This window comes from Pseudomonas sp. ICMP 3272 (assembly GCF_001466905.1).
GTDB lineage: Bacteria > Pseudomonadota > Gammaproteobacteria > Pseudomonadales > Pseudomonadaceae > Aquipseudomonas > Aquipseudomonas amygdali.
Genome location: NZ_LKEK01000001.1, coordinates 141511 through 162732 on the forward strand (window position 1 = coordinate 141511; position 21222 = coordinate 162732).

General features: G+C 58.4%; 20 protein-coding genes and 1 pseudogene. 5 read left to right on the forward strand and 16 right to left on the reverse strand.

What is annotated here, in order from left to right; genetic code table 11:
* Positions 1-103: 103 nt before the first annotated feature.
* The 10 genes from AO068_RS00655 to ffh all read right to left on the reverse strand — a co-directional run bounded on the left by AO068_RS00655 (position 104) and on the right by ffh (position 12266).
* Positions 104-3661 carry an ATP-binding protein gene (locus AO068_RS00655; RefSeq protein ID WP_161936567.1) on the reverse strand — a complete coding sequence of 1186 codons (3558 nt, stop codon included), beginning with the start codon at positions 3659-3661 and terminating at the stop codon, positions 104-106.
* Positions 3662-3843: 182 nt separating this feature from the next.
* Positions 3844-5253 (reverse strand): threonine synthase, encoded by a 1410-nt coding sequence (gene thrC / locus AO068_RS00660; protein ID WP_058407372.1) that lies wholly within the window; start codon positions 5251-5253, stop codon positions 3844-3846.
* Between the two features lie 98 nt (positions 5254-5351).
* A complete protein-coding gene (locus tag AO068_RS00665) occupies positions 5352-6656 on the reverse strand; it encodes a homoserine dehydrogenase (protein WP_002552527.1) in 1305 nt (434 codons plus the stop codon).
* Between the two features lie 145 nt (positions 6657-6801).
* Entirely contained in the window at positions 6802-7542 is a 741-nt protein-coding gene (gene dsbC / locus AO068_RS00670; RefSeq protein ID WP_002552526.1) for a bifunctional protein-disulfide isomerase/oxidoreductase DsbC, read from the reverse strand.
* Between the two features lie 145 nt (positions 7543-7687).
* On the reverse strand, positions 7688-8584 hold the full coding sequence (xerD, locus tag AO068_RS00675; protein WP_058407373.1) for a site-specific tyrosine recombinase XerD: 897 nt from the start codon (positions 8582-8584) through the stop codon (positions 7688-7690).
* A 102-nt stretch (positions 8585-8686) separates the two neighbouring features.
* Positions 8687-9037, reverse strand: coding sequence for a 50S ribosomal protein L19 (gene rplS / locus AO068_RS00680; protein WP_002552524.1), 351 nt, complete (start codon positions 9035-9037; stop codon positions 8687-8689).
* A gap of 44 nt (positions 9038-9081) precedes the next feature.
* Complete coding sequence (gene trmD, locus AO068_RS00685; protein ID WP_002552523.1) at positions 9082-9834, reverse strand: tRNA (guanosine(37)-N1)-methyltransferase TrmD; 753 nt, start codon at positions 9832-9834, stop codon at positions 9082-9084.
* Between the two features lie 5 nt (positions 9835-9839).
* Complete coding sequence (gene rimM / locus AO068_RS00690; protein ID WP_002552522.1) at positions 9840-10379, reverse strand: ribosome maturation factor RimM; 540 nt, start codon at positions 10377-10379, stop codon at positions 9840-9842.
* A gap of 5 nt (positions 10380-10384) precedes the next feature.
* A complete protein-coding gene (rpsP, locus tag AO068_RS00695; protein ID WP_002552521.1) occupies positions 10385-10642 on the reverse strand; it encodes a 30S ribosomal protein S16 in 258 nt (85 codons plus the stop codon).
* A gap of 247 nt (positions 10643-10889) precedes the next feature.
* The gene (ffh, locus tag AO068_RS00700) at positions 10890-12266 is read right to left on the reverse strand and encodes a signal recognition particle protein (RefSeq protein WP_002552520.1); all 1377 of its coding nucleotides are present in this window, start codon (positions 12264-12266) and stop codon (positions 10890-10892) included.
* Between the two features lie 213 nt (positions 12267-12479).
* Here ffh and AO068_RS00705 point away from each other — a divergent pair, with 213 nt between their 5' ends.
* The 3 genes from AO068_RS00705 to AO068_RS00715 all read left to right on the forward strand — a co-directional run bounded on the left by AO068_RS00705 (position 12480) and on the right by AO068_RS00715 (position 16012).
* Positions 12480-13292, forward strand: coding sequence for a cytochrome C assembly family protein (locus tag AO068_RS00705; protein ID WP_058407374.1), 813 nt, complete (start codon positions 12480-12482; stop codon positions 13290-13292).
* Between the two features lie 12 nt (positions 13293-13304).
* Positions 13305-14552: a CNNM domain-containing protein gene (locus AO068_RS00710; protein WP_058407375.1), complete on the forward strand. Its 1248-nt coding sequence runs from the start codon at positions 13305-13307 to the stop codon at positions 14550-14552.
* A gap of 149 nt (positions 14553-14701) precedes the next feature.
* The gene (locus AO068_RS00715) at positions 14702-16012 is read left to right on the forward strand and encodes an MFS transporter (RefSeq protein ID WP_058407376.1); all 1311 of its coding nucleotides are present in this window, start codon (positions 14702-14704) and stop codon (positions 16010-16012) included.
* A gap of 56 nt (positions 16013-16068) precedes the next feature.
* Here AO068_RS00715 and purT read toward each other — a convergent pair whose 3' ends face one another.
* The 5 genes from purT to AO068_RS00740 all read right to left on the reverse strand — a co-directional run bounded on the left by purT (position 16069) and on the right by AO068_RS00740 (position 19466).
* Complete coding sequence (gene purT / locus AO068_RS00720; protein WP_058407377.1) at positions 16069-17250, reverse strand: formate-dependent phosphoribosylglycinamide formyltransferase; 1182 nt, start codon at positions 17248-17250, stop codon at positions 16069-16071.
* 103 nt (positions 17251-17353) lie between these two features.
* Positions 17354-17821: a preQ0 transporter gene (locus tag AO068_RS00725; protein ID WP_004666056.1), complete on the reverse strand. Its 468-nt coding sequence runs from the start codon at positions 17819-17821 to the stop codon at positions 17354-17356.
* Between the two features lie 198 nt (positions 17822-18019).
* A complete protein-coding gene (locus AO068_RS00730) occupies positions 18020-18238 on the reverse strand; it encodes a DUF1289 domain-containing protein (protein ID WP_058407378.1) in 219 nt (72 codons plus the stop codon).
* Positions 18238-18762 carry a gamma carbonic anhydrase family protein gene (locus tag AO068_RS00735; RefSeq protein WP_002552513.1) on the reverse strand — a complete coding sequence of 175 codons (525 nt, stop codon included), beginning with the start codon at positions 18760-18762 and terminating at the stop codon, positions 18238-18240. The genes AO068_RS00730 and AO068_RS00735 overlap by 1 nt, the downstream gene beginning before the upstream one ends.
* 107 nt (positions 18763-18869) lie before the next feature.
* A complete protein-coding gene (locus AO068_RS00740; RefSeq protein WP_044323865.1) occupies positions 18870-19466 on the reverse strand; it encodes a CoA pyrophosphatase in 597 nt (198 codons plus the stop codon).
* Between the two features lie 150 nt (positions 19467-19616).
* Here AO068_RS00740 and AO068_RS00745 point away from each other — a divergent pair, with 150 nt between their 5' ends.
* Together AO068_RS00745 and AO068_RS00750 are read left to right on the forward strand one after the other, a co-directional pair.
* Positions 19617-20168, forward strand: coding sequence for an NUDIX hydrolase (locus AO068_RS00745; protein ID WP_058399620.1), 552 nt, complete (start codon positions 19617-19619; stop codon positions 20166-20168).
* Positions 20169-20372: 204 nt separating this feature from the next.
* A pseudogene (locus AO068_RS00750) lies at positions 20373-20795 on the forward strand (L,D-transpeptidase family protein); the annotation flags it as partial.
* Between the two features lie 114 nt (positions 20796-20909).
* On the opposite strand, the gene AO068_RS00755 reads toward AO068_RS00750, so the two are convergent.
* On the reverse strand, positions 20910-21221 hold the full coding sequence (locus AO068_RS00755; RefSeq protein ID WP_058407379.1) for a Nif3-like dinuclear metal center hexameric protein: 312 nt from the start codon (positions 21219-21221) through the stop codon (positions 20910-20912).
* Between the last annotated feature and the right edge of the window lies 1 nt (position 21222).

Sequence of the window (21222 nt, forward strand, 5' to 3'; positions counted from 1 at the left end):
AGCCAGCGGCTCAGGGGAACACTCACTGTAGCTCCTCCCGAACGCATGCCCCATAGGACATGTCCTAAACCCGGTAGCGATAACAGAATTTTTTACGCAAGTCTCAATCGCGAGCCGCCGCAATGTCGGGCACTGCCACCAATTGCAACTCGATATCAGCGCGCAGGCCGGTCATCGCAGCTTCCAGCGCCAGCCAGCGCTCAGGCACACTGGCCACACACTCAAGCCGCACACTTTCATCGAGCGCCGCGCACGCCTTGGCCAACGGTACTGCGTCAACCAGACTCGCCGCGCCCTTGAGCCGATGCAGGCAAGCGCTCAAGGTGTTCCAGTCATGTGCCAGCACCGCAGGCTCCAGCAAGGCGTGTTCATGCCTGAGATTCTTCCACAACTCGCCCAACAACCGTTGCATCTGTTGCGGGTTGGCCCGGGTCATGTTTTGCAGCGTGCTGATGTCGAACGTCGGCTCACGTACCCGATCCGCCAGCTCCTGGGCCAGACGCGCCAGGGAAAGCGGTTTGATCAGCAGACCGTCCATCCCCGCCTGCTCACACCGTGCAGCCTCGTCGCTCATTGCGTTAGCGGTACAGCCAATGACCGGGCAGCGCCGGCGCTGCTCTTTCTCTTCGATCTGTCGAATGGCTTCGGTCAATGCATAACCGCTGATACCCGGCATGTTGCAGTCGGTGATGACCGCATCGAACGGCTCTTCGCACCACCTCGACAGCGCAGCCTCGCCATCTTCGACAGCCACCACATGATGGCCAAGAAACTCCAGCTGGCGGGTCAACACCAGCCGGTTGGCCGACATGTCATCGACCACCAACAAGCGAAGGCTGCGCGTATCCACAGGTGCATCCGGGACATCGCTGGAGGGCGAAACCGGCTCGCTTACCCTGACCAGCGGCAAATCGATGTTGACCAGCGTACCCTCGCCCGGCTCGCTGTAGAGGCTAATGTCGCCCTTCATCAACTCCACCAGTTGCCGGGTGATGCTCAGTCCCAGCCCGCTCCCGCCGTAATGTGCGGCAGTGTCATCGCTGGCCTGAGTGAAGGGCTGGAATATCTGCTGTTGACGCTCGGGATCGATACCTTCGCCACTGTCCTGGATACCGATGCGTACACGCGATGAGTCATCCAGCGCCGTCACACTCACGACGATCGCCCCTTGCCGAGTGAATTTCAGGGCGTTGCCCAAGACGTTATGCAACACCTGACGCAACCTCAGCGGGTCAAGCCAGTAATCGCCCTGAGCCTGTTCGGAGAATTCCAGTCGAAGTTCCAGGCCCTTTTCCCGAGCCTGCGCTGAAAAAAGCTCGATGACGCCTTCGAAAAGAGCCTGCAAGGGTGTGACCGCCAATGACAACTGCATGCCGCCCGCTTCGATTCTGGCCAGATCAAGACTTTCGCCAATCAGTGCCACCAGCTCCGTAGCCGAGCGATAGGCGACCTGCAAGCCTTGGGACGGTGCCTGCCCCTCGCGTAAAGCGTGTGCGCATTCCAGCTCGAGCAAACCGATGATTGCCCCCATTGGCGTGCGAATTTCATGGCTCATGCTGGCCAGGAAGATACTTTTCGCCTCGTTGGCCTGAGCCGCCAGACACATTGCTTCCTGGAGCTGCTGCTCAAGCTGCTTGCGCTCGGTGATATCGACCCAGCCGCCCAGCAAACCCTGCAACTGCCCGTCGGCGGCGAAGAAAGGCACCGTCCATTGCCAGACGTCCATGCGTCTTCCGGACAGTTCGATGGTGCGATCGGAAAAGACCGGCTGGTGATTTTCCAGCAAATTCAGGTAATCGGTATGCATCTGTTCGGCCAATGCATGCGGTATCAGGTTTACATCGGTAAGGCGTCGACCATTCATCTGCTCGAAACTGATGCCCAGGCTCTGCTCGTAGCTACGGTTGCAGGAAATCAGTCGCCCCTTGAGATCGCGTACATAAATCGGATTGGGGATACCATCGAACAAGGCGTGCTTGAAGGCCAGTTGGTCATTGAGCTGCCTTTCGGCCTTGAGACGCTGGCGAATCTGCACCTTGAGCCGACTGCTCCAGACCAGCGAGACCAGACCGGTGAGTAACGCCAGGGCCAGTACCCAGAATACCCACTGCGGTATACGCCCCCAGAGCGAAGGCTGAGGCAGTGCCGAGCCCAGCCACTTCAAACGGATCGAGCGCAACTCGGCCACCGGGAACTCCTCCAGCGCCTTATTCAGAATGCCCAGCAGTTCGGGCTGGGTCTTGATCACCGAAAACCTGTCGGGTGACCATTGTCCATCGACACTGCGGGCGACCTTCAGTTGCCCGGCCGGGAACAGGTAGGCACCTACTTCATTCTGAATGGTCGCGTCGGCAACACCGCTTTCCACCAGGGCTCGGGCCTGGTCGTAGGTGTCCACCAGACGCAGCTGGATCAAGGGGTGCTCGCGCCTGATCAGGTCCTCGAGCGCATGCCGGGCAGGCAGTGCCAGCACTTTACCGGCCAGACTGTCGAGCGATACTCGGGATGAGCGCTCGGAGCGCACCACGAACATCCAGCTATTGCCTCCGAACGAATAGGTAAAGTCCAGAAACCGCCGACGCTCGGCATTTTCTGCAAGCGAGGTGTTCATCTCGGCAAGACCGACACGCAGCATTTCAATGCTCTGCTGCGTGGAAGGCACTTCCTGATGGACAAACTGCAACCCGGTCATGCGTGAGATACGGGACAGCACATCTGCGTTCAGCCCCACCCATTGGCCATTCTTGTCTTTGTAGATGTACGGCGGATGCTGTGTGGTGGCGATGGTCACGCTCGGGTGCTTGAGCAGCCAGCGCCGCTCGGCACCGGTAAGGCGAATGCGTTGCCCCTCCACGTCAGCGCCCAGCCCCATGGTCCAGCGGCCGAGCACTTCACGACCGATCGACGGTTCAATGCTGTCCAGCGCCCGATTGATGAAGGTCAGCAAGCGCTGCTCATCGTCACGCACTGCAAAAGAAAACCCTACCGGAGGCAACCGGCTTTCGAACTTGATCTGCAATCCGAGATAAGGACGCAGGGCGGTGTAGGCCCGGACAATCACTTCGTTGCCGATAAAAGCGTCGACCTCGCCTTGGCTCAGGGCCTCCAGAGCACTGTAGAGGTTAGGCGCGATAATCAGCTCGCTGTCAGGATAAACGCGGTGAGCGACGTCCGAGTCGGCATAGCCATCAAGCAGCACAACCTTCTTGCCGGCCAGGCTTGGCGGCGGGCTCAGATCGTTGCCACGACCGACGACAACAGATCGGTCAGGCATGTATTCGGTTGAGAACGACAGTCCTTTCACGCCCCGCTCAAAGCCATTGGCGCTGGTCAGCAGGTCTATCTTGCCGTCGCGCAATGCCTCGATGGCCTCGTCACGCCTGGCAAACCCGGTCACCTGCACCGGAATGTTCAACTGGTCGCTGACCAACCCCAGATAGTCGGCACTGATGCCCTGATAACGGTTGCGGTCACTGGTGATATCAATCGGCTCGTAGTCGGCAATCGCAATACCGACCCGAAGCACCTTGCGTTGATCGAGCCAGGCACGATCCTGATCTGCCAGGGCCAGATCCGCTGAAGCCACGAAAGGGGCTGTCAGGGTAAACGGCAAGCTTTGCGCCGCATCGACCGCCCCGACAAAAACCAGTGCCAACCACATGCATGCCATGCGCCATGCGCGGCCTCTCAATGTGCTGTCTGCCTCCCTGACTACGCTTTGCATGCTTGCCTGCTTCACTACAAATGACCCAACTCTATGGTTCGAAAACCAGCGAAGTTTGGCACGTAGAAACAGAAAGGCCCGCCAAGTGGCGGGCCTAAAGTTGTTACACGACGCTTCTGTCAGAGCGGTTTGCCGCGATTGCCATGCTGGCTGACAAACGCCTGTATGGCTTTCAGGTCATTTGGCAGCACAGTGCAGCGCTCGTCACGCTCGAACAAATCAGACAAATGTGCAGGTAGCTCAAGCGCTTTTCCTACACCGGCCTTCTCCACTGCCTCCGGAAACTTGACCGGATGCGCGGTACCCAGAATCACCATTGGCGTGTCCAGGCTGCGACGGCATTCGCGAGCAGCCTTCACCCCGATAGCGGTATGCGGATCAAGCAGTTCGCCGGTGCTGGCAAACACTTCAGCAATGGTCGTGCAAGTGTCCTCGTCGCTGACCGCCAGCGAATCGAACAGCTTGCGGGTTTCAGTCCAGCGCTCTTCTTCGACACTGAAACCGCCACCCTGCCTGAACGTGCTCATCAACTCGGCAATGGCAGAGCCGTTGCGACCGTGCATATCGAACAACAGGCGTTCGAAGTTCGACGACACCATGATGTCCATGGAAGGCGACAACGTCGCGTGCAGGGTTTCCTTGACGTACTGATTGCCGCTCATGAAGCGGTGCAGAATGTCGTTGCGGTTGGTGGCGACAATCAGTTGATTGACCGGCAGCCCCATGTTGCGGGCCAGATAACCGGCAAAGATATCGCCGAAGTTGCCGGTCGGAACCGAGAACGATACCGAACGTGCTGGCCCGCCCAACTGCAGCGATGCATGGAAGTAGTAGACGATCTGGGCCATGATTCGCGCCCAGTTGATCGAGTTGACGGCGACCAGACGCGTGCCCTTCAGGAAGCCCTGATCGGCGAAGCTGGCCTTGCCCATTTCCTGGCAGTCGTCGAAGTTGCCTTCTACTGCAATGTTGTGGATGTTGTCGCCAAAGATGGTGGTCATCTGCCGGCGCTGGACATCCGATACCCGATTGTTCGGGTGCAGAATGAAGATGTCGACGTTGTCACAGCGGCGGCAGCCTTCGATGGCTGCAGAGCCGGTGTCACCCGAGGTAGCGCCGATGATCACCACACGCTCGCCACGCTTGGCCAGCACGTAGTCCAGCAAGCGACCGAGCAATTGCAGCGCGAAGTCCTTGAACGCCAGGGTAGGACCGTGGAACAGCTCAAGTACCCACTCGTTGCCATTCAACTGACGCAACGGTGCCACTGCACTGTGGGCGAAGACACCGTAGGTCTCTTCAAGAATCTTCTTGAAATCGGCATCCGGGATGCTGCCAGCCACAAATGGGCGCATCACCCGAAAGGCAAGTTCGTGATACGGCAGACCGGCCCAGGAAGCGATCTCTTCCTGAGTGAAGCGTGGCAGGTTTTCCGGCACATACAGACCGCCGTCGCTGGCCAGACCAGTCAACAGCACGTCTTCGAAGTTCAGGGCCGGCGCCTGGCCGCGAGTACTGATATAGCGCATGGGATCAAACCTTTGATTTGAGCTGAAAGCCTCAAGCCTCAAGCTCAAAACGACTGGCGTCTGACTTTGAGCTTGCAGCTGACGGCTCGCAGCTGATGTTAATTAAGATGTTCTACGCGAATACGAACCACCGGGCCAACCACGTCCTGAAGAGCTTCCAGGGCCTGAATGGCGTCATTGATGCGCTGCTCCACAACACGGTGCGTCAACAGGATCATCGGCACCAGGCCATCGTGCTCTTCGACTTCCTTTTGCATGATCGACTCTATGTTGATACCGCGCTCGGACAGGATGCTCGCCACCTGGGCCAGCACGCCCGGGTGATCCTTGGCCTGGATGCGCAGGTAGTAGGCGCTTTCACAGGCTTCGATCGGCAGAATCGGGTGCGCGGACAGCGAATCGGGCTGGAAGGCCAGATGCGGCACGCGGTTTTCCGGGTCGGAGGTCATTGCCCGCACCACGTCCACCAGATCGGCCACCACGGAGGAAGCCGTAGGCTCCATACCGGCACCGGCACCGTAGAACAGCGTCGAGCCGGACGCATCGCCATTGACCATCACCGCGTTCATCACGCCGTTGACGTTGGCAATAAGACGATCGGCCGGGATCAGCGTCGGGTGTACGCGAAGTTCGATACCCTGGGCCGTGCTGCGTGCAACGCCCAGGTGCTTGATGCGATAGCCCAGCGCCTCGGCGTAATTCACGTCGGCGGTGGTCAGTTTGGTGATGCCTTCGGTGTAGGCCTTGTCGAACTGCAGCGGGATGCCGAAGGCAATGGAGGCCAGAATGGTCAGCTTGTGCGCTGCATCGATACCCTCAACGTCGAAGGTCGGATCGGCCTCGGCATAACCCAGCGCCTGGGCTTCGGCCAGAACGTCCGGAAAGGTACGGCCCTTCTCGCGCATTTCGGTGAGGATGAAGTTGCCAGTGCCGTTGATAATGCCTGCAACCCAATTGATACGGTTTGCCGACAGCCCCTCACGGATGGCCTTGATGACCGGGATGCCACCAGCGACAGCCGCCTCAAAGGCTACGATTACGCCCTTTTCACGTGCCTTGGCGAAAATCTCGTTGCCGTGAACTGCGATCAGCGCCTTGTTGGCGGTCACTACGTGCTTGCCGTGCTCGATGGCCTTGAGCACCAGATCACGGGCGATGGTGTAGCCACCGATCAGTTCAACAACGATGTCGATTTCAGGGTTGGTCGCAACGGCAAACACATCACTGGTAGTAGGCGTACCGGCAATCTGGCAGTTGGGGTTTGGTGTACGAACCGCAATTTGCGCAACTTCGATTCCTCGCCCGGCACGGCGGGCGATCTCCTCGGCGTTACGCTGAAGTACGTTGAAGGTACCGCCACCGACAGTACCCAGCCCACATATGCCTACTTTGACCGGTTTCACTGATGAACTCCCCGAAAAACAGCCGATGCTTGATCAGCCGTGAAATCCGCCGCACGTTGCCATGCGGCTACAAATGTGAAGAGGCGCCAAAAGCACAGCCTCGTGTAGCGCATGCTTATATGAAGCATGCTGATGTGACAAAGCGTTATTTGGCGCCCATTGCCAGTTTGGCAACCTGAGCAGCAGGCTGATAGCCCGGAATCACCTGACCGTCGGCGAGGACAATCGCCGGGGTGCCGTTGACGCCGATCGACTGACCCAGCTCATATTGCTTGCTCACCGGATTGTCGCACTTGGCGGCCTTGATGTCCTTGCCGTCTACCATGCGGTCCATGGCACTTTTACGGTCCTTGGAACACCACACGGCCTGCAACTGCTCGTCACCCGGAGAACCCAGGCCCTGGCGCGGGAATGCCATGTAACGGACTTCAACGCCCATTTTGTTCAACTGGCCGACTTCTTCGTGCAGTTTGTGGCAATACGGGCAGGTAGTGTCGGTGAATACCGTGATGTGCGATTTGGTCTCGCCCACCGCCGGGTAGATCACCATTTCGGAAAGCGGAATGGCATTGATGGTCTTGGCAATGGCCAGTCGCTCGGTCTTCTCGGTCAGGTTGACCGGCTTGCCGTTCTGCACCTGGAACAGGTAGCCCTGAACCACGAACTGGCCGTCGGCGCTGGCGTAAAGCACGCGACCGCCCTTGAGCTTCACTTCATAAAGGCCATTGAGCGGGCTCGGCGAGATGCTCTCGACCGGCAACTGCAATTCCAGCGAATCGAGGGTCTTGCGGATGGCCTGATCAGGGGCAGCATCAGCCAGGGCAGACATACTGAATGTGCCGGCCAGCAGTAAAGCGGCGGCAGCGAAAATCTGGGGCAAACGCATGGAAACTCCTATGACGACGGGCAGACTGGCGGCGGTCGAAAAAAGGGGCGCCAGCCTTGATATGCGAAACCGGCAAAGCCTACCACATAAGGCTCGCGGGGCCGACTCGGAGCGACGTAAGAAGCTTCGCAAAATACGTCGTGAGTCAACCGCGTGGATGGTGCTTGGCATGCATCTCCTGCAACCGCGCGCGCGCCACATGGGTGTAGATCTGGGTCGTCGAAAGATCGCTGTGCCCCAGCAACATCTGCACCACCCGCAAGTCAGCGCCGTGATTGAGCAGATGTGTGGCAAAGGCATGGCGCAGGGTGTGCGGTGACAAGGATTTGCCGATGCCCGCAACCGTTGCTTGATGCTTGATACGGTGCCAGAAGGTCTGACGGGTCATCTGGTCGCCGCGGGTGCTGGGGAACAGTACGTCGCTGGGTTTCCCGCTCAGTAGCTCGTCGCGGGCACCGCGCAGGTAGCGCTCTACCCAGACGATGGCCTCTTCGCCCATGGGTACCAGCCGTTCCTTGCTGCCTTTACCCATCACCCGCAGTACGCCCTGGCGCAGGTTGACCTGTTCCAGGGTCAGGCTGATCAGTTCGGTCACGCGCAGGCCGCAGGCATACAGCACTTCCAGCATGGCACGGTCACGCTCGCCGATGGGCTCACTCAGGTCGGGTGCTGCCAGCAGCGCTTCGACGTCGGCTTCGGAGAGTGACTTGGGCAATGGCTTGCCCAACTGAGGCATGTCGATCTGCAGGGTGGGATCGACGGAAATCAGATTTTCGCGCAGCAGGTAGCGGTAGAAGCCACGTGCGCCGGACAGGAAACGCGCCGTGGAGCGCGGTTTGTAGGCATTTTCAACGCGCCACGCAAGATGATCGAGGATGACCTCGCGTCCGGCACTGGGCAGATCAACGTTGCGCTCCTGCAGCCAGCCGTTGAACAGCGCCAGGTCGCTGCGGTAGGAATCGCGGGTGTTATCGGACAGCCCCTTTTCAAGCCAGAGCGCATCCAGAAACCGGTCAATCAGCGGGTGGTCGATGGCAGCCATTTCAACTCAGTATGTGCGTGATACGCCGAAGACGAATTTTCAAACATCAGATAGCAAAAAGGCAGCCCGAAGGCTGCCTTTTTTATGCATCGAAAAACTGTATCAGGACAGTTTTTCCTTGATGCGCGCTGCTTTACCGGACAGGTCACGCAGGTAGTACAGTTTGGCCTTGCGAACGTCACCGCGACGTTTCACAGCCATGCTGTCGATTTGCGGGCTGTAAGTCTGGAAAGTACGCTCAACGCCAACACCGTTGGAGATTTTACGAACAGTGAAAGCACTGTTCACGCCACGGTTACGCTTGGCAATTACAACGCCTTCGAATGCTTGCAGACGAGCGCGGTCGCCTTCCTTCACTTTAACCTGAACGACGATGGTGTCGCCTGGTGCAAAGGTAGGGATCTCTTTGGTCATCTGCTCTGCTTCGAGGGCAAGAATGATTTTGTTAGTCATGCTGGTGCTCCTAAGGTAATCCGTATGGATCGACCATCGATACGTTAACTATCGTCCCGCTCGCGGATGTATTCCGCCAGCAGCTTCTTCTCTTCTCCAGAAAGCGAGCGGCTTTCCAGAAGATCAGCGCGTCGTTCATAGGTCCGCCCAAGGGACTGCTGTAAACGCCAACGCCGGATGTGCGCGTGATTGCCACTTAGCAACACGTCGGGAACACGCTGATCCGCATACACCTCAGGTCGGGTGTAGTGCGGGCAATCCAGCAGACCGTCCGTGAAGGAATCTTCCTCCGCGGAGTCCACATGCCCTAAAGCTCCAGGCAGCAGCCGCGTAACCGCGTCAATCAGGACCATAGCCGGCAGCTCGCCACCGGAAAGAACATAGTCACCAATCGACCACTCTTCATCGACATGAGCATCAATAAAACGCTCGTCAATGCCTTCATAACGACCGGCGATGAGGATAATCGCTTCCTCCTGCGCCAGTTCGCGTACCGCAGACTGATTCAGCTGGCGGCCTTGTGGCGACAGGTAAATAACCTTCGCCGCATCCCCTGCCGCTTGCCTGGCCTGAACCAGAGCATCTTCGAGGGGCTTGATCTTCATCACCATGCCCGGACCACCGCCAAATGGGCGATCATCCACAGTGTGATGGCGATCAGTGGTGTAATCCCGCGGATTCCAACAAGTCAGCTGCAACAGCCCTTGTTTCACCGCACGGCTGGTAATGCCGTATTCGCTGATGGCGGAAAACATCTCGGGAAACAGACTGATGACTTCTATGCGCAGGCTGGCCATGGCATTCAGAAGTCCGCGTCCCAATCCACCTTCATCTCGCCAGCAGCCATATCGATTGCCAACACGCATTGCTCCGTATAGGGCAACAGGCGTTCACGATCATCCAGGCTACCCGCGCAGGGCTTTACAACCATTACATCGTTCGAGCCGGTTTCGAGCAGGTGATCGATTTTCCCGAGCAGTTGCCCGAGTTGGTCGATGACCTTGAGGCCTTCAAGCTGGTACCAGTAGTACTCGCCATCGTCCAGATCAGGGAACAGGTTACGCGGCACGCAGATTTCGTAACCGGAGAGAAGACGAGCTTCTTCACGATCATCGAGACCTTTGAGCTTTGCGACCAGAAACTTGCTTTGCAAGCGTCCGCTGACCAGCTCCACCTGTTTCTCAACGCTGCCTTCGCGCCGAAGCGTCCAGGTTTTGTAGTCCAACAGGTTTCCAATCGGATCAGTAAAGGAAAAGACCTTCACTTCGCCGCGAACGCCATGAACCGAGTAAATCTTGCCAATGACGATCAGATCGTCGGCAGATGCAGGCGTCGCGTTCATAAGACTCAGGCCGCGGCCTTGGTCTTGTTGTGCTCTTTGAGCAGCTGGGCAACGCGCTCGGAAGTTTGTGCACCAACGCTCAACCAGTAGTTGACGCGTTCTTCGTTAACGGACAGACGGATTTCCTGACCACGGGCAACCGGGTTGAAGAAACCAACCTGTTCCTTGTGGGAACCGTCACGAGCGTTGCGGCTGTCGGTTACGGTCAAGTGGTAAAACGGGCGCTTTTTGGAGCCGCCAAGGGCAAGACGGATGGTTAGCATTGAACATCGTTCCTGTAGTCGGTGCTGCAAATCTAAGATGCACAGCGGGCATAGGTGCCCGAAAGGCCGCATATTCTAAGGAATATCCCGACTTTTGCAAATGTCTTTTTCCGGCGCCTATCGGCATGCCTTCCAGATTTGCGAGGGAGCTGTCGGTATGACAGCAGGTAAAAGCCCGCATAACGCGGGCTGACCGGGGGTCGCCCCCCGTGTGGGACGCGTGCAAAGAGGCTTGCACGCGACGCAATTACATTTTTGGCATGCCGCCGCCAGGGAGCATTCCGCCCATGCCGCGCATCATTTTTGCCATTCCGCCCTTGGCGGAGAACTTCTTCATCATCTTCTGCATCTGTTTGTGCTGCTTGATCAGACGCCCGATGTCCTGCACCTGGGTACCCGAGCCCATTGCAATACGGCGCTTGCGCGAGCCGCTGATAAGGTCCGGGTCACGGCGTTCGCCAGGCGTCATCGAGTTGATGATGGCTTCCATCTGCTTGAACTGCTTCTCGGCCGCGCCCTGGGCATTGCCCATCTGCGCAAGATTGACGCCGCCGATGCTTGGCAGCTTGTCCATGAGACCGCCAAGGCCGCCCATGTTTTTCATCTGCTGCAACTGATCGCGGAAGTCTTCGAGATCGAAGCCTTTGCCTTTCTTGAGCTTTTTCGCCAGTTTGTCGGCTTTATCCTTGTCGAGGGTCTGTTCAGCCTGCTCGATAAGGCTGAGCACATCGCCCATGCCAAGGATTCGCGACGCGATACGGTCTGGGTGGAAAGGCTCCAGCGCCTCGCTCTTTTCGCCCATACCGATGAACTTGATCGGCTTGCCGGTAATTGCACGCACCGACAGGGCCGCACCACCGCGTGCATCACCGTCGACCTTGGTGAGGATCACACCGGTCAGCGGCAGTGCATCGCCGAAGGCCTTGGCGGTGTTGGCCGCATCCTGACCGGTCATGGCATCGACCACGAACAGCGTTTCAGCTGGCTTGGTCGCAGCATGCAGCGCCTGAATCTCGCCCATCATCTCGACATCGACGTGCAGACGACCGGCGGTATCGACGATAACTACGTCAATAAACTTGAGCTTGGCTTCTTTAATGGCCGCCAGGGCGATGTCGACCGGCTTCTGGCTGATATCGGAGGCGAAGAACGTCACACCGATGTCGTTGGCCAGGGTTTCAAGCTGCTTGATGGCGGCAGGACGGTAGACGTCGACCGACACAACCATCACGGTTTTCTTCTTGCGCTCTTTAAGGAAGCGCGCCAGTTTGCCGGCGGTAGTGGTCTTGCCCGCACCCTGCAGGCCCGCCATGAGGATGACGGCAGGCGGCGTGACATTGAGCACCAGATCTTCGTTGGCAGCGCCCATCAGGCTTTCGAGTTCGGCCTGGACGATCTTCACGAACGCCTGGCCTGGTGTCAGGCTGCGCGACACCTCGGTGCCGACGGCGCGCTCCTTGACGTTGTTGACGAAGTCTTTGACCACCGGCAAGGCGACGTCGGCTTCAAGCAACGCCATACGCACTTCGCGCAAGGTATCTTTGATGTTGTCCTCGTTCAGCTTGGCCTTGCCAGTAACATGGCGCAGCGTCTGCGAGAGGCGGTCAGTCAGGTTTTCAAACATGCGCGATCCTTTCAGGCTCTCGTCGAACCCCGGTTGATGCGGCCCGGCCCGTAATGCAGAAATGGCGCTCGGCGAGCCTGCGGCTTGAGCAGGTCGCGGATTATAGCGAAGACTCCGCCGCACGGACACCACGCAGTCTGCTTCTGTGGTCTTTCGTGATTTGCCGGTTCTATGCCAAACTCAACGTCTTTTCAGGCCCGTCCATCAGGATCTATGTCCCCTTTGCCACCCAGCCTGCTTCCCAGCCTCGCCGCCGCCGTTCTGTACGCCGCTGCGACCGTCTATCAGAGCCTGCGCCTGAGCCAGGCCGTCAAGCCCGACAAGCGGCTGCTTTGCCTGCTCGGTACGCTGGCGGTGATCGCACACGCCACCGGTCTGTTTTCCCAACTGACGCATTCCGTCGGCCTGGGTCTGGACTTTTTCAACTCGGCCAGCCTTATCGCCGCGTCAGTGATCGTTGTGACCCTGATCGCCACGTCACGCATTCCGGTGGAAAACCTGCTGGTGCTGCTGTTCCCATTGGGAATGGTCACCGTGATGCTCGCCCAGTTCGCCCCCAGCGGCACCGTACAGCCGATCATGGAAGAACCCGGCATCCTGAGCCATATCCTGCTGTCGCTGCTGGCTTACGGGATGTTCACCATTGCCGTATTCCAGGCGTTGCTGTTGCTGTTGCAGGACTACCGGCTCAAGCACAAGCACCCTTCCGGACTGATCAAGAACTTCCCGCCGCTGCAAACCATGGAAAGCCTTTTGTTCGGCTTTCTCTGGGCTGGCTGGACACTGCTTTCACTGTCGCTGATTTCCGGCTGGCTGTTCGTTGAAAACCTGTTTGCCCAGCATCTGGTGCACAAGACCCTGCTGGCTTGCCTGGCCTGGGTCGTGTTCAGCGTACTGCTGTGGGGGCGCAATCGCCTTGGATGGCGAGGCCACAAAGCCATTCGCTGGACCCTGGGCGGCTTCTGCCTGCTGATGCTCGCCTACTTCGGCAGCAAGCTGGTACGCGAATTCATCCTGCACATCTGACGGGCCCTGATCATGGATAATCTGCCCCTTGGCCCACTGCTTGGCGTCCTCGCCCTCCTTATGCTCTGGGCTGGTCTGCTGACGTCAGTCGAAGCCGCGCACCATCAACTCAAGGCAATGCGCGCCGCCAGCCGCTCGGACAAGGCTGCGCCGCTTCCCGAGCTGGCGTTCAACCTGAACAGCCTGATCCTGGGCAATACGCTGATCAGGGTGTTGATCACCGTAATCGCAACACTGATTGCTGCCAATTACTGGCTCTACAACGGCCCGACCGTGGCATGGCTGGGCACCGTGAGCGTCATGCTGGTGTTCGCCGAATACATACCGCGCCGCCTGGCGAACCGTCACCCTGTCTCGACACTGCTACTGGGCAATGGCGTACTGCGCATTCCAATGAAGATCGTCTGGCCGCTGGCCTACGTATTCAATGTGCTCGCCAAAACGCTGCTGCGCCCGTTTCTGTCACGCCACGTGCAGCAACAGGAGCAGAACTTCGAAGACGATGTGCAGAAAGCCAACCGCCACGACGTTGTTCACGAGCATTATCCGCGCGCCAGCGTGCTGTCGGGCATCCGCGCACTGGACAGCATAACGGTCAATGACATCCTGATACCGCGCAACGAGGTGGATGGCGTCAACCTTGATGATCCGATGGAGCTGATCATCGAGCGCCTGATCATTTCACGTCACACACGCCTGCCGGTCTATCACAACGACATAAATCAGGTTCAGGGCGTCATCAATACACGCGACATCAGCCACCTGCTACCCAAAGGCACACTGACCAAAGAGCAGTTGCTCGCAGTCTGCTACGAGCCTTATTTCGTTCCGGAAAGCACTCCGTTGCAGTTGCAGCTGCTGAATTTCCACAAACAGCAGCGCCGCCTCGGCGTGGTGGTTGATGAGTACGGGGAAGTGCTGGGTATCGTCACCCTTGAAGACATTCTTGAAGAGATCGTCGGCGAGTTCGAAAGCGAGCAGCGGCTGGACAATCCCCACGTCAAGCAACAGGAAGACGGACGCCTTGAGGTGGAAGGTGCTGCGTCCATTCGCGAACTAAATAAAAGCCTTGGCTGGCACCTGCCTTCCGATGGTCCGAAAACCGTTAACGGGTTGGTTACCGAAGCACTGGAAACCATTCCAGACGCTCCGGTCTGCCTGAAAATAGGGCCTTACCGGCTGGAAATTCTCGAGACCGAAGACAATCGCGTCAAGCGCGTGGCCATGTGGCAGAACACCCTCGTTCGCACCTTCAAATAGATTTCTGCCTTCAAATAGATCCCGGCGACACCCTTGCCTCTCGCCCCATTCGGGTTACTCTGCTCGACGCTTTACCCACAATCACAATAATGAATGCTTGCCGGAGCACGGTCCTTGCCGCCCGGCGAGTCGACAGTCAGGGAATCTGCATGATCAGCACCCCGCTCTCTCGCGAAGATAATGCCGCGCCCGTAAAACCGGTGAATTCGGCGACCCGCATCGCCACAGCCAGCTTCATCGGCACAGCTATCGAGTTCTACGACTTTTACGTTTACGCCACTGCCGCTGCCCTGGTGATAGGTCCTGTGTTTTTTCCGCAGACCTCAGGCACGGCACAGATGCTGTCTTCATTTCTGACCTTCGGTATCGCGTTTCTCGCCCGCCCCCTCGGGTCGGCGCTGTTCGGTCATTTTGGCGACCGGATCGGGCGTAAATCGACCCTGGTGGCGTCGTTGCTGTTGATGGGTATCTGCACCACGCTGATCGGCATATTGCCTGGTTACGCGACTATTGGCGCGTGGGCACCGATCCTGCTGTGTGTCCTGCGCTTTGGTCAGGGGCTTGGCCTGGGTGGGGAATGGGGTGGCGCTGCGCTACTGGCGACCGAGAACGCCCCGAAAGGCAAGCGAGCCTGGTTCGGCATGTTTCCACAGCTGGGACCCTCGATCGGGTTTCTGGCCGCCAATGGCCTGTTTCTGGCACTGGCCATGACGCTCACCGATGAGCAATTCCGCTCGTGGGGCTGGCGAATCCCGTTTCTGCTCAGCGCCGTGCTGGTCATGGTCGGGCTGTACGTGCGCCTGAAGCTGGAGGAAACCCCGGTCTTCGCCAAGGCCATGGCCCATCACCAACGCGTCAGCCTGCCGATCGTGGAAACCTTCAGCCAGCACTGGCGGCCCATGCTGCTTGGGGCAGCGTCGATGGTCGTCTGTTATGCGCTGTTTTATATCTCGACGGTGTTTTCATTGAGTTACGGTGTGGCCACGCTGGGCTATACCCGTGAAACGTTTCTGGGGCTGCTGTGCTTTGCGGTGCTGTTCATGGCGGCTGCCACCCCATTGGCGGCACTGGCAAGCGACCGCTTCGGGCGCAAGCCGGTACTGATTGTTGGCGGTGTGCTGGCGATTCTGTCAGGTTTCACCATGGAACCACTGTTAACCCACGGCAGCACCTGGGCTGTGGCGTTGTTTCTGTGCATCGAGCTGTTTCTGATGGGCATTACGTTTGCCCCCATGGGCGCACTGCTGCCAGAACTGTTCCCGACACAGGTTCGCTACACAGGCGCATCGGCGGCGTACAACCTGGGCGGAATCGTCGGCGCTTCGGTTGCACCCTTCTTCGCCCAGAAACTGGTGGCGATGGGCGGCTTGAGCTGGGTGGGCGGGTATGTATCTGCAGCTGCGCTGATCAGCGTGCTGGCGGTGTTGAGCCTGAAGGAAACTCGGGATAGGGAGCTATAAGCCTCAAGCTGCAAGCAAGAGCACCACACTCCTGCTTGTAGCTTGCAGCTGCACCCTTACAACTTTACGTCTACCGCTTGCGATGCTCGGGTCGCTTTGGCCCGCGCGGCTTCGATGGACTCATCGCGAGCCAGGGCAACGCCCATGCGGCGTTGACCGTTGACTTCCGGTTTGCCGAACAGGCGCAACGCGGTGTCAGGCTCGGCCAGCGCCGCGCCGAGGTTAGCGAAAGCGGTCTGAGTGGACTGGCCTTCGACCAGAATCACTGCGGAAGCAGATGGCCCGAACTGGCGGATCAACGGGATCGGCAGGCCGAGAATCGCGCGAGCGTGCAGGGCAAACTGCGACAGGTCCTGAGAAATCAGGGTGACCAGACCGGTGTCGTGCGGGCGCGGCGAGACTTCGCTGAACCACACTTGATCGCCCTTGATGAACAGCTCGACGCCGAACATGCCACGGCCACCCAATGCCTCGGTCACCGCCCTTGCAACACGCTCAGACTCTGCCAACGCTACCGGGCTCATGGCCTGCGGCTGCCAGGATTCCTGATAGTCGCCCTTCTCCTGGCGATGGCCAACCGGCGCGCAGAACGTGGTGCCACCGATGTGACGCACGGTCAGCAGGGTGATTTCGTAATCGAAGTCGATGAAACCTTCGACAATGACGCGGCCCTTGCCAGCGCGACCGCCTTCCTGCGCGTAATCCCAGGCTTTCTGCACGTCATCGGCGCTCTTGAGCAGGCTTTGCCCTTTGCCCGACGAACTCATGACCGGCTTGACCACGCACGGGAAACCGAGGTCTTCGACCGCCTTGCTGTAGTCCTCGAAGGTGTCGGCAAAGTGGTAAGGCGAAGTTGGCAGTTTCAGCTCTTCGGCCGCCAGACGACGAATGCCTTCACGGTTCATGGTCAACTGTGCCGCGCGCGCGGTCGGGATCACAGTGAAGCCTTCAGCCTCAAGCTCAACCAGAGTTGCAGTGGCGATGGCTTCGATTTCCGGAACGATGAAATCCGGCTTCTCGGCCTCGATGACTGCACGCAACGCGGCACCGTCGAGCATGTTGATCACATGGCTGCGATGAGCAACCTGCATCGCGGGCGCGTTCTCATAACGGTCAACAGCGATCACTTCAACGCCCAGGCGCTGCAGCTCGATCACGACTTCCTTGCCCAGTTCGCCGCTGCCGCAGAACAGTACGCGAGTCGCGGTGGGCGACAGTGGAGTTCCGATTTGAGTCATCTCAGGTCCTCGTGAAGCAGATATCGAGGGCTGCCTGCGTTATGCAAGCAACCGCTGTGGAGAAAGGCGCGCAATTTACCACGAAGCCCCGGCAAATTGGGGCTCAGCCCGGACAAGCATTGTTGCGCGCTCGCCAGGCCATGATCATCCAGACCAGGGTCACGCCGGCGAACTTCGATGCCAGTGCAGTGAGCACAACCGGTGCAGTCAGGGCGTCGATCATGCCGAAGAAGATAAAGGTATCCAGCGGAATACTGAGTGCCGAGCTGATCCATAACCGGTCACGCAACGGGCGTCTGGTGATACTGAACACCAGCCAGTCAATGCACTCGGAGACCGCGAACGCAGTGGCGCTGGCCAGGGCAATGGTCGGATCGCTGGTGACGTAGGAAAGCACCAGCGCCACCAGCATGGCGATGATCGCGCCATGACCAAAGCGAATCTGCACCATATCGCGCAGCACAAACACCAGCCCGCCCCAGGCAGACCAGATGATGTCCAGATGCGGCGCACTGGAGAAGGCGAAGTTGATCAGCACGACACTGCCGATGTAAGCGATGAGGAAAAGCATGGAGGGTTATACGCTTGGGGAAACGGATGGCAATGATAGCTCAACGAGCCTCAACTATCGTACGACGCAGAGCGTCGAGAACTGCATTCCCACGCTGGAGCGTGCGGAACGATCAACCCGACTATCGTGCGGCGCTCTGCGTCGCATGCCTTTCTGGACGCTCTGCGTCCTCTTGCGACGCAGAGCGTCAAGCACTGATCAGCGTGCCCCGCCCACCGTCCACATCAACCCGCTGGCCTTGGCGCGCTCGTCGCACAGCCCGAGCACAACACGGCGCTCGTCGTTGCTCATCCGGCTCCACCGGGTGATCTCGTTCACGGTTCGCTGGCAACCGGTGCATATATCCTGCTCATCGAGCGCACAAATGCTCACGCAGGGAGAACGGACCGGCTTTTCAATCGGGGTATCAGTGCTCATCACTCTTCCTGCACAACCAGGTCACGGGCGTAACGCTGGGCATTGTGTACGTAATGAGCAGCGCTGGCTTCCAGCATCTTCTTCTGCACGTCGGTGAGTTCGCGCACCACTTTACCCGGTGACCCCATGACCAGCGACCCGTCGGGAATGACCTTGTTTTCTCCGATCAGCGAATTGGCGCCGATGATGCAGTATTTACCAATCTTCGCCCCATTGAGTATGACCGCATTGATACCGATCAGGCTGTAATCGTCAACACTACAACCATGCAACATCGCGTTATGCCCAATGGTCACGCTCTTGCCGATGCTCAGGGGCGAGCCCATGTCGGTGTGCATTACCGTACCATCCTGCACGTTACTGTTTTCACCGATATGGATCAGCTCATTGTCGCCACGCAACACCGCGTTGAACCACACACTTGCCCCGGCTTCCAGCCTGACATTGCCGATCAGCACCGCATTGGGAGCAACCCAGCTCTGCGGGTCGGTCTGGACACGGGATTCCCCCAGGCGATATTTCATGCAGCTTCCTCAGGCGGGTCGTACTCATGGGTACGGATTGTTATGAACAGCACTTCTTGTGAGCAGCACTTTCTGTGGACAGCACTTCTGCTGCAGGCCAGTCAGGTTCAAGTGGTCGAGCGTTCGGGCGGATGATGCAGACTGATTTTGGTGTCGTACAGCACATTGACCAGCTCGACGATCATGATCGCGGTAAGCCCCCAGATCTTGTACCCGCCGTAACGGTAACTGGGCACGTACCAACTGCGGCCTTCGTAATCAATGCGGTGCGTGTGTTCACGGGTGTCCTGACGGAAGAACTCCAGCGGTACGCTGAACACCGCCGCGATCTCGCCGTCATTGGGCTGGTATTCGACAAAGTCAGGTATGACACCGACATACGGCGTGACTTTAATGCCATGTTTGGAGATGAGCGGGCTTAACGGGCCGACTACTTCGACCAGCCCGGGAGGCAGGCCGATTTCTTCCTCGGCTTCGCGCAGGGCAGTAAAAATCAGGTCCGGGTCGCCTGGATCGCGTCGACCACCCGGAAAAGCCACTTCACCACCATGCGTCGACAGGCCACTGGCACGCAGGGTCAGAATCAGCTCGGGTTGTTCACTGCGGGTGACAGGCACCAGAACAGCCGCCTCGGGGAATCGTCGATCCGAGTCGAGGGTTTCGGGCGTATGATTGACTACACGGCGAAGTAGCTCATCCAGCATGGGAAATCTCGATCTGTTGCCTGTCTGGCATCATGCACCAAAGCGAGGTTGCGCCCAACCCCTCGCAAGGCAACTCCTGTCACACAGAGGGTTGCCGAGCCGCAGCACGACAGGCCAAGATAGCGACTGCGTTCACTATCGACTGACCCCATGAAATTTTGCAGCCAGTGCGGCAACCCCGTTATCCAGCGTATTCCCGAAGGCGACAGCCGATTGCGGTATGTCTGCGAGCATTGCCACACCATTCATTATCAGAATCCGAACATCGTGGCGGGCTGCCTGGTGACGCTGGGCGACAAGGTCCTGCTGTGCCGCAGGGCCATAGAGCCGCGCCTGGGTTTCTGGACGTTACCGGCCGGTTTCATGGAGAACGGCGAAACCATCGAACAAGCCGCGCGGCGTGAAACCATCGAGGAAGCCTGCGCCACTCTGACCGACCTGCATCTATACACTTTGATCGACGTTCCGCACATCAATCAGGTGCATGTGTTCTATCGGGCAGAAATGGCTACTGACTCATTCGCCGCAGGAATCGAGAGTCTGGAAGTGCAGTTATTCGACGAAGCCGACATTCCGTGGTCGGACCTGGCTTTCATGACAGTCGGGCGTACCCTAGAATACTTCTTCGCGGATCGGCGTCGACAGGTCTACCCGGTTCATACCAGCGCCCTTCCCCCGTCACGTCCGTTGCTGGACACCTGAAAGTCAGGGTCGCACACAATATCGGCGCTTTTTATAGAAAGAAGCATCTTCAGGGAAATCGTAATGCGCTGGTTGTTCGCCTTCTTTTGTATGTCATTCGTACCGCTTTCGCAGGCTGCGTTTACCCAGACCATCGTGCCCAAGGGCAGCGAACAGAAAATCATCAACAATAAAGTCATCAATACCGAGAGTATTGCCAGCAAACCGATCGACAAGGTGCTGGTACTCAAGTCGGTTCGCCAGTTGCAACTGATCAGCGGTGGCGAGGCCCTGAAGACCTATCGAATCTCTTTGGGCAAGAACCCCAAGGGCACCAAACTGCAGGAAGGCGACCAACGCACGCCGGAAGGTTTCTACTGGCTCGACTGGCGCAAGCCCAGCAATAACTACAACCTGTCGATGCACATTTCCTACCCGAACATTTCGGACTCGGCACGGGCACGTCGCGAAGGCGTGAAACCGGGCAGCATGATCATGATTCACGGTACGCCGGTGGATGAAGAGTATCCGGAGTGGTACTTCCACACGCTGGACTGGACCAACGGCTGCATCGCGCTGAAGAACAACGATATGCGGGAAATCTGGGATCTGGTGAAAGACGGGACGATGATCGAGATTCGGCCTTGAATAGGCGGCTTTGCGCATTCGCGAGCAAGCTAGCTCCCACGAGACGCTCTGAACGATAGTTATCGTCCCACGCGCCAGCATGGGGAAGCATTTCCGGACGCCCCGCGTCCAACTTCAGAACTCTGCCAGCCGCCATACTTCGTAAGCAGGCGTTTCGTAGGGATGGCTCTGCTTGAGAGCCACCACCACTTGCCGAATCAGATCATCAGCCACGACCAGCTCGACCTTCCATTCCTCCACTGATTCGACCACTCCACTCTGCCCGACAAATGGCTGACTGCCATCCAGCGGGCGGGACTGGCCCTGGCCGAGCACTTGCCATGAGCAGTGATCGTAAGCGCCGATTCGCCCTGCACCAGCAGCGAATACGGCGTTCTTGACCTCGTCCACATGGCTCGGCGGAACGAAGAAGGCGAGCTTGTACACG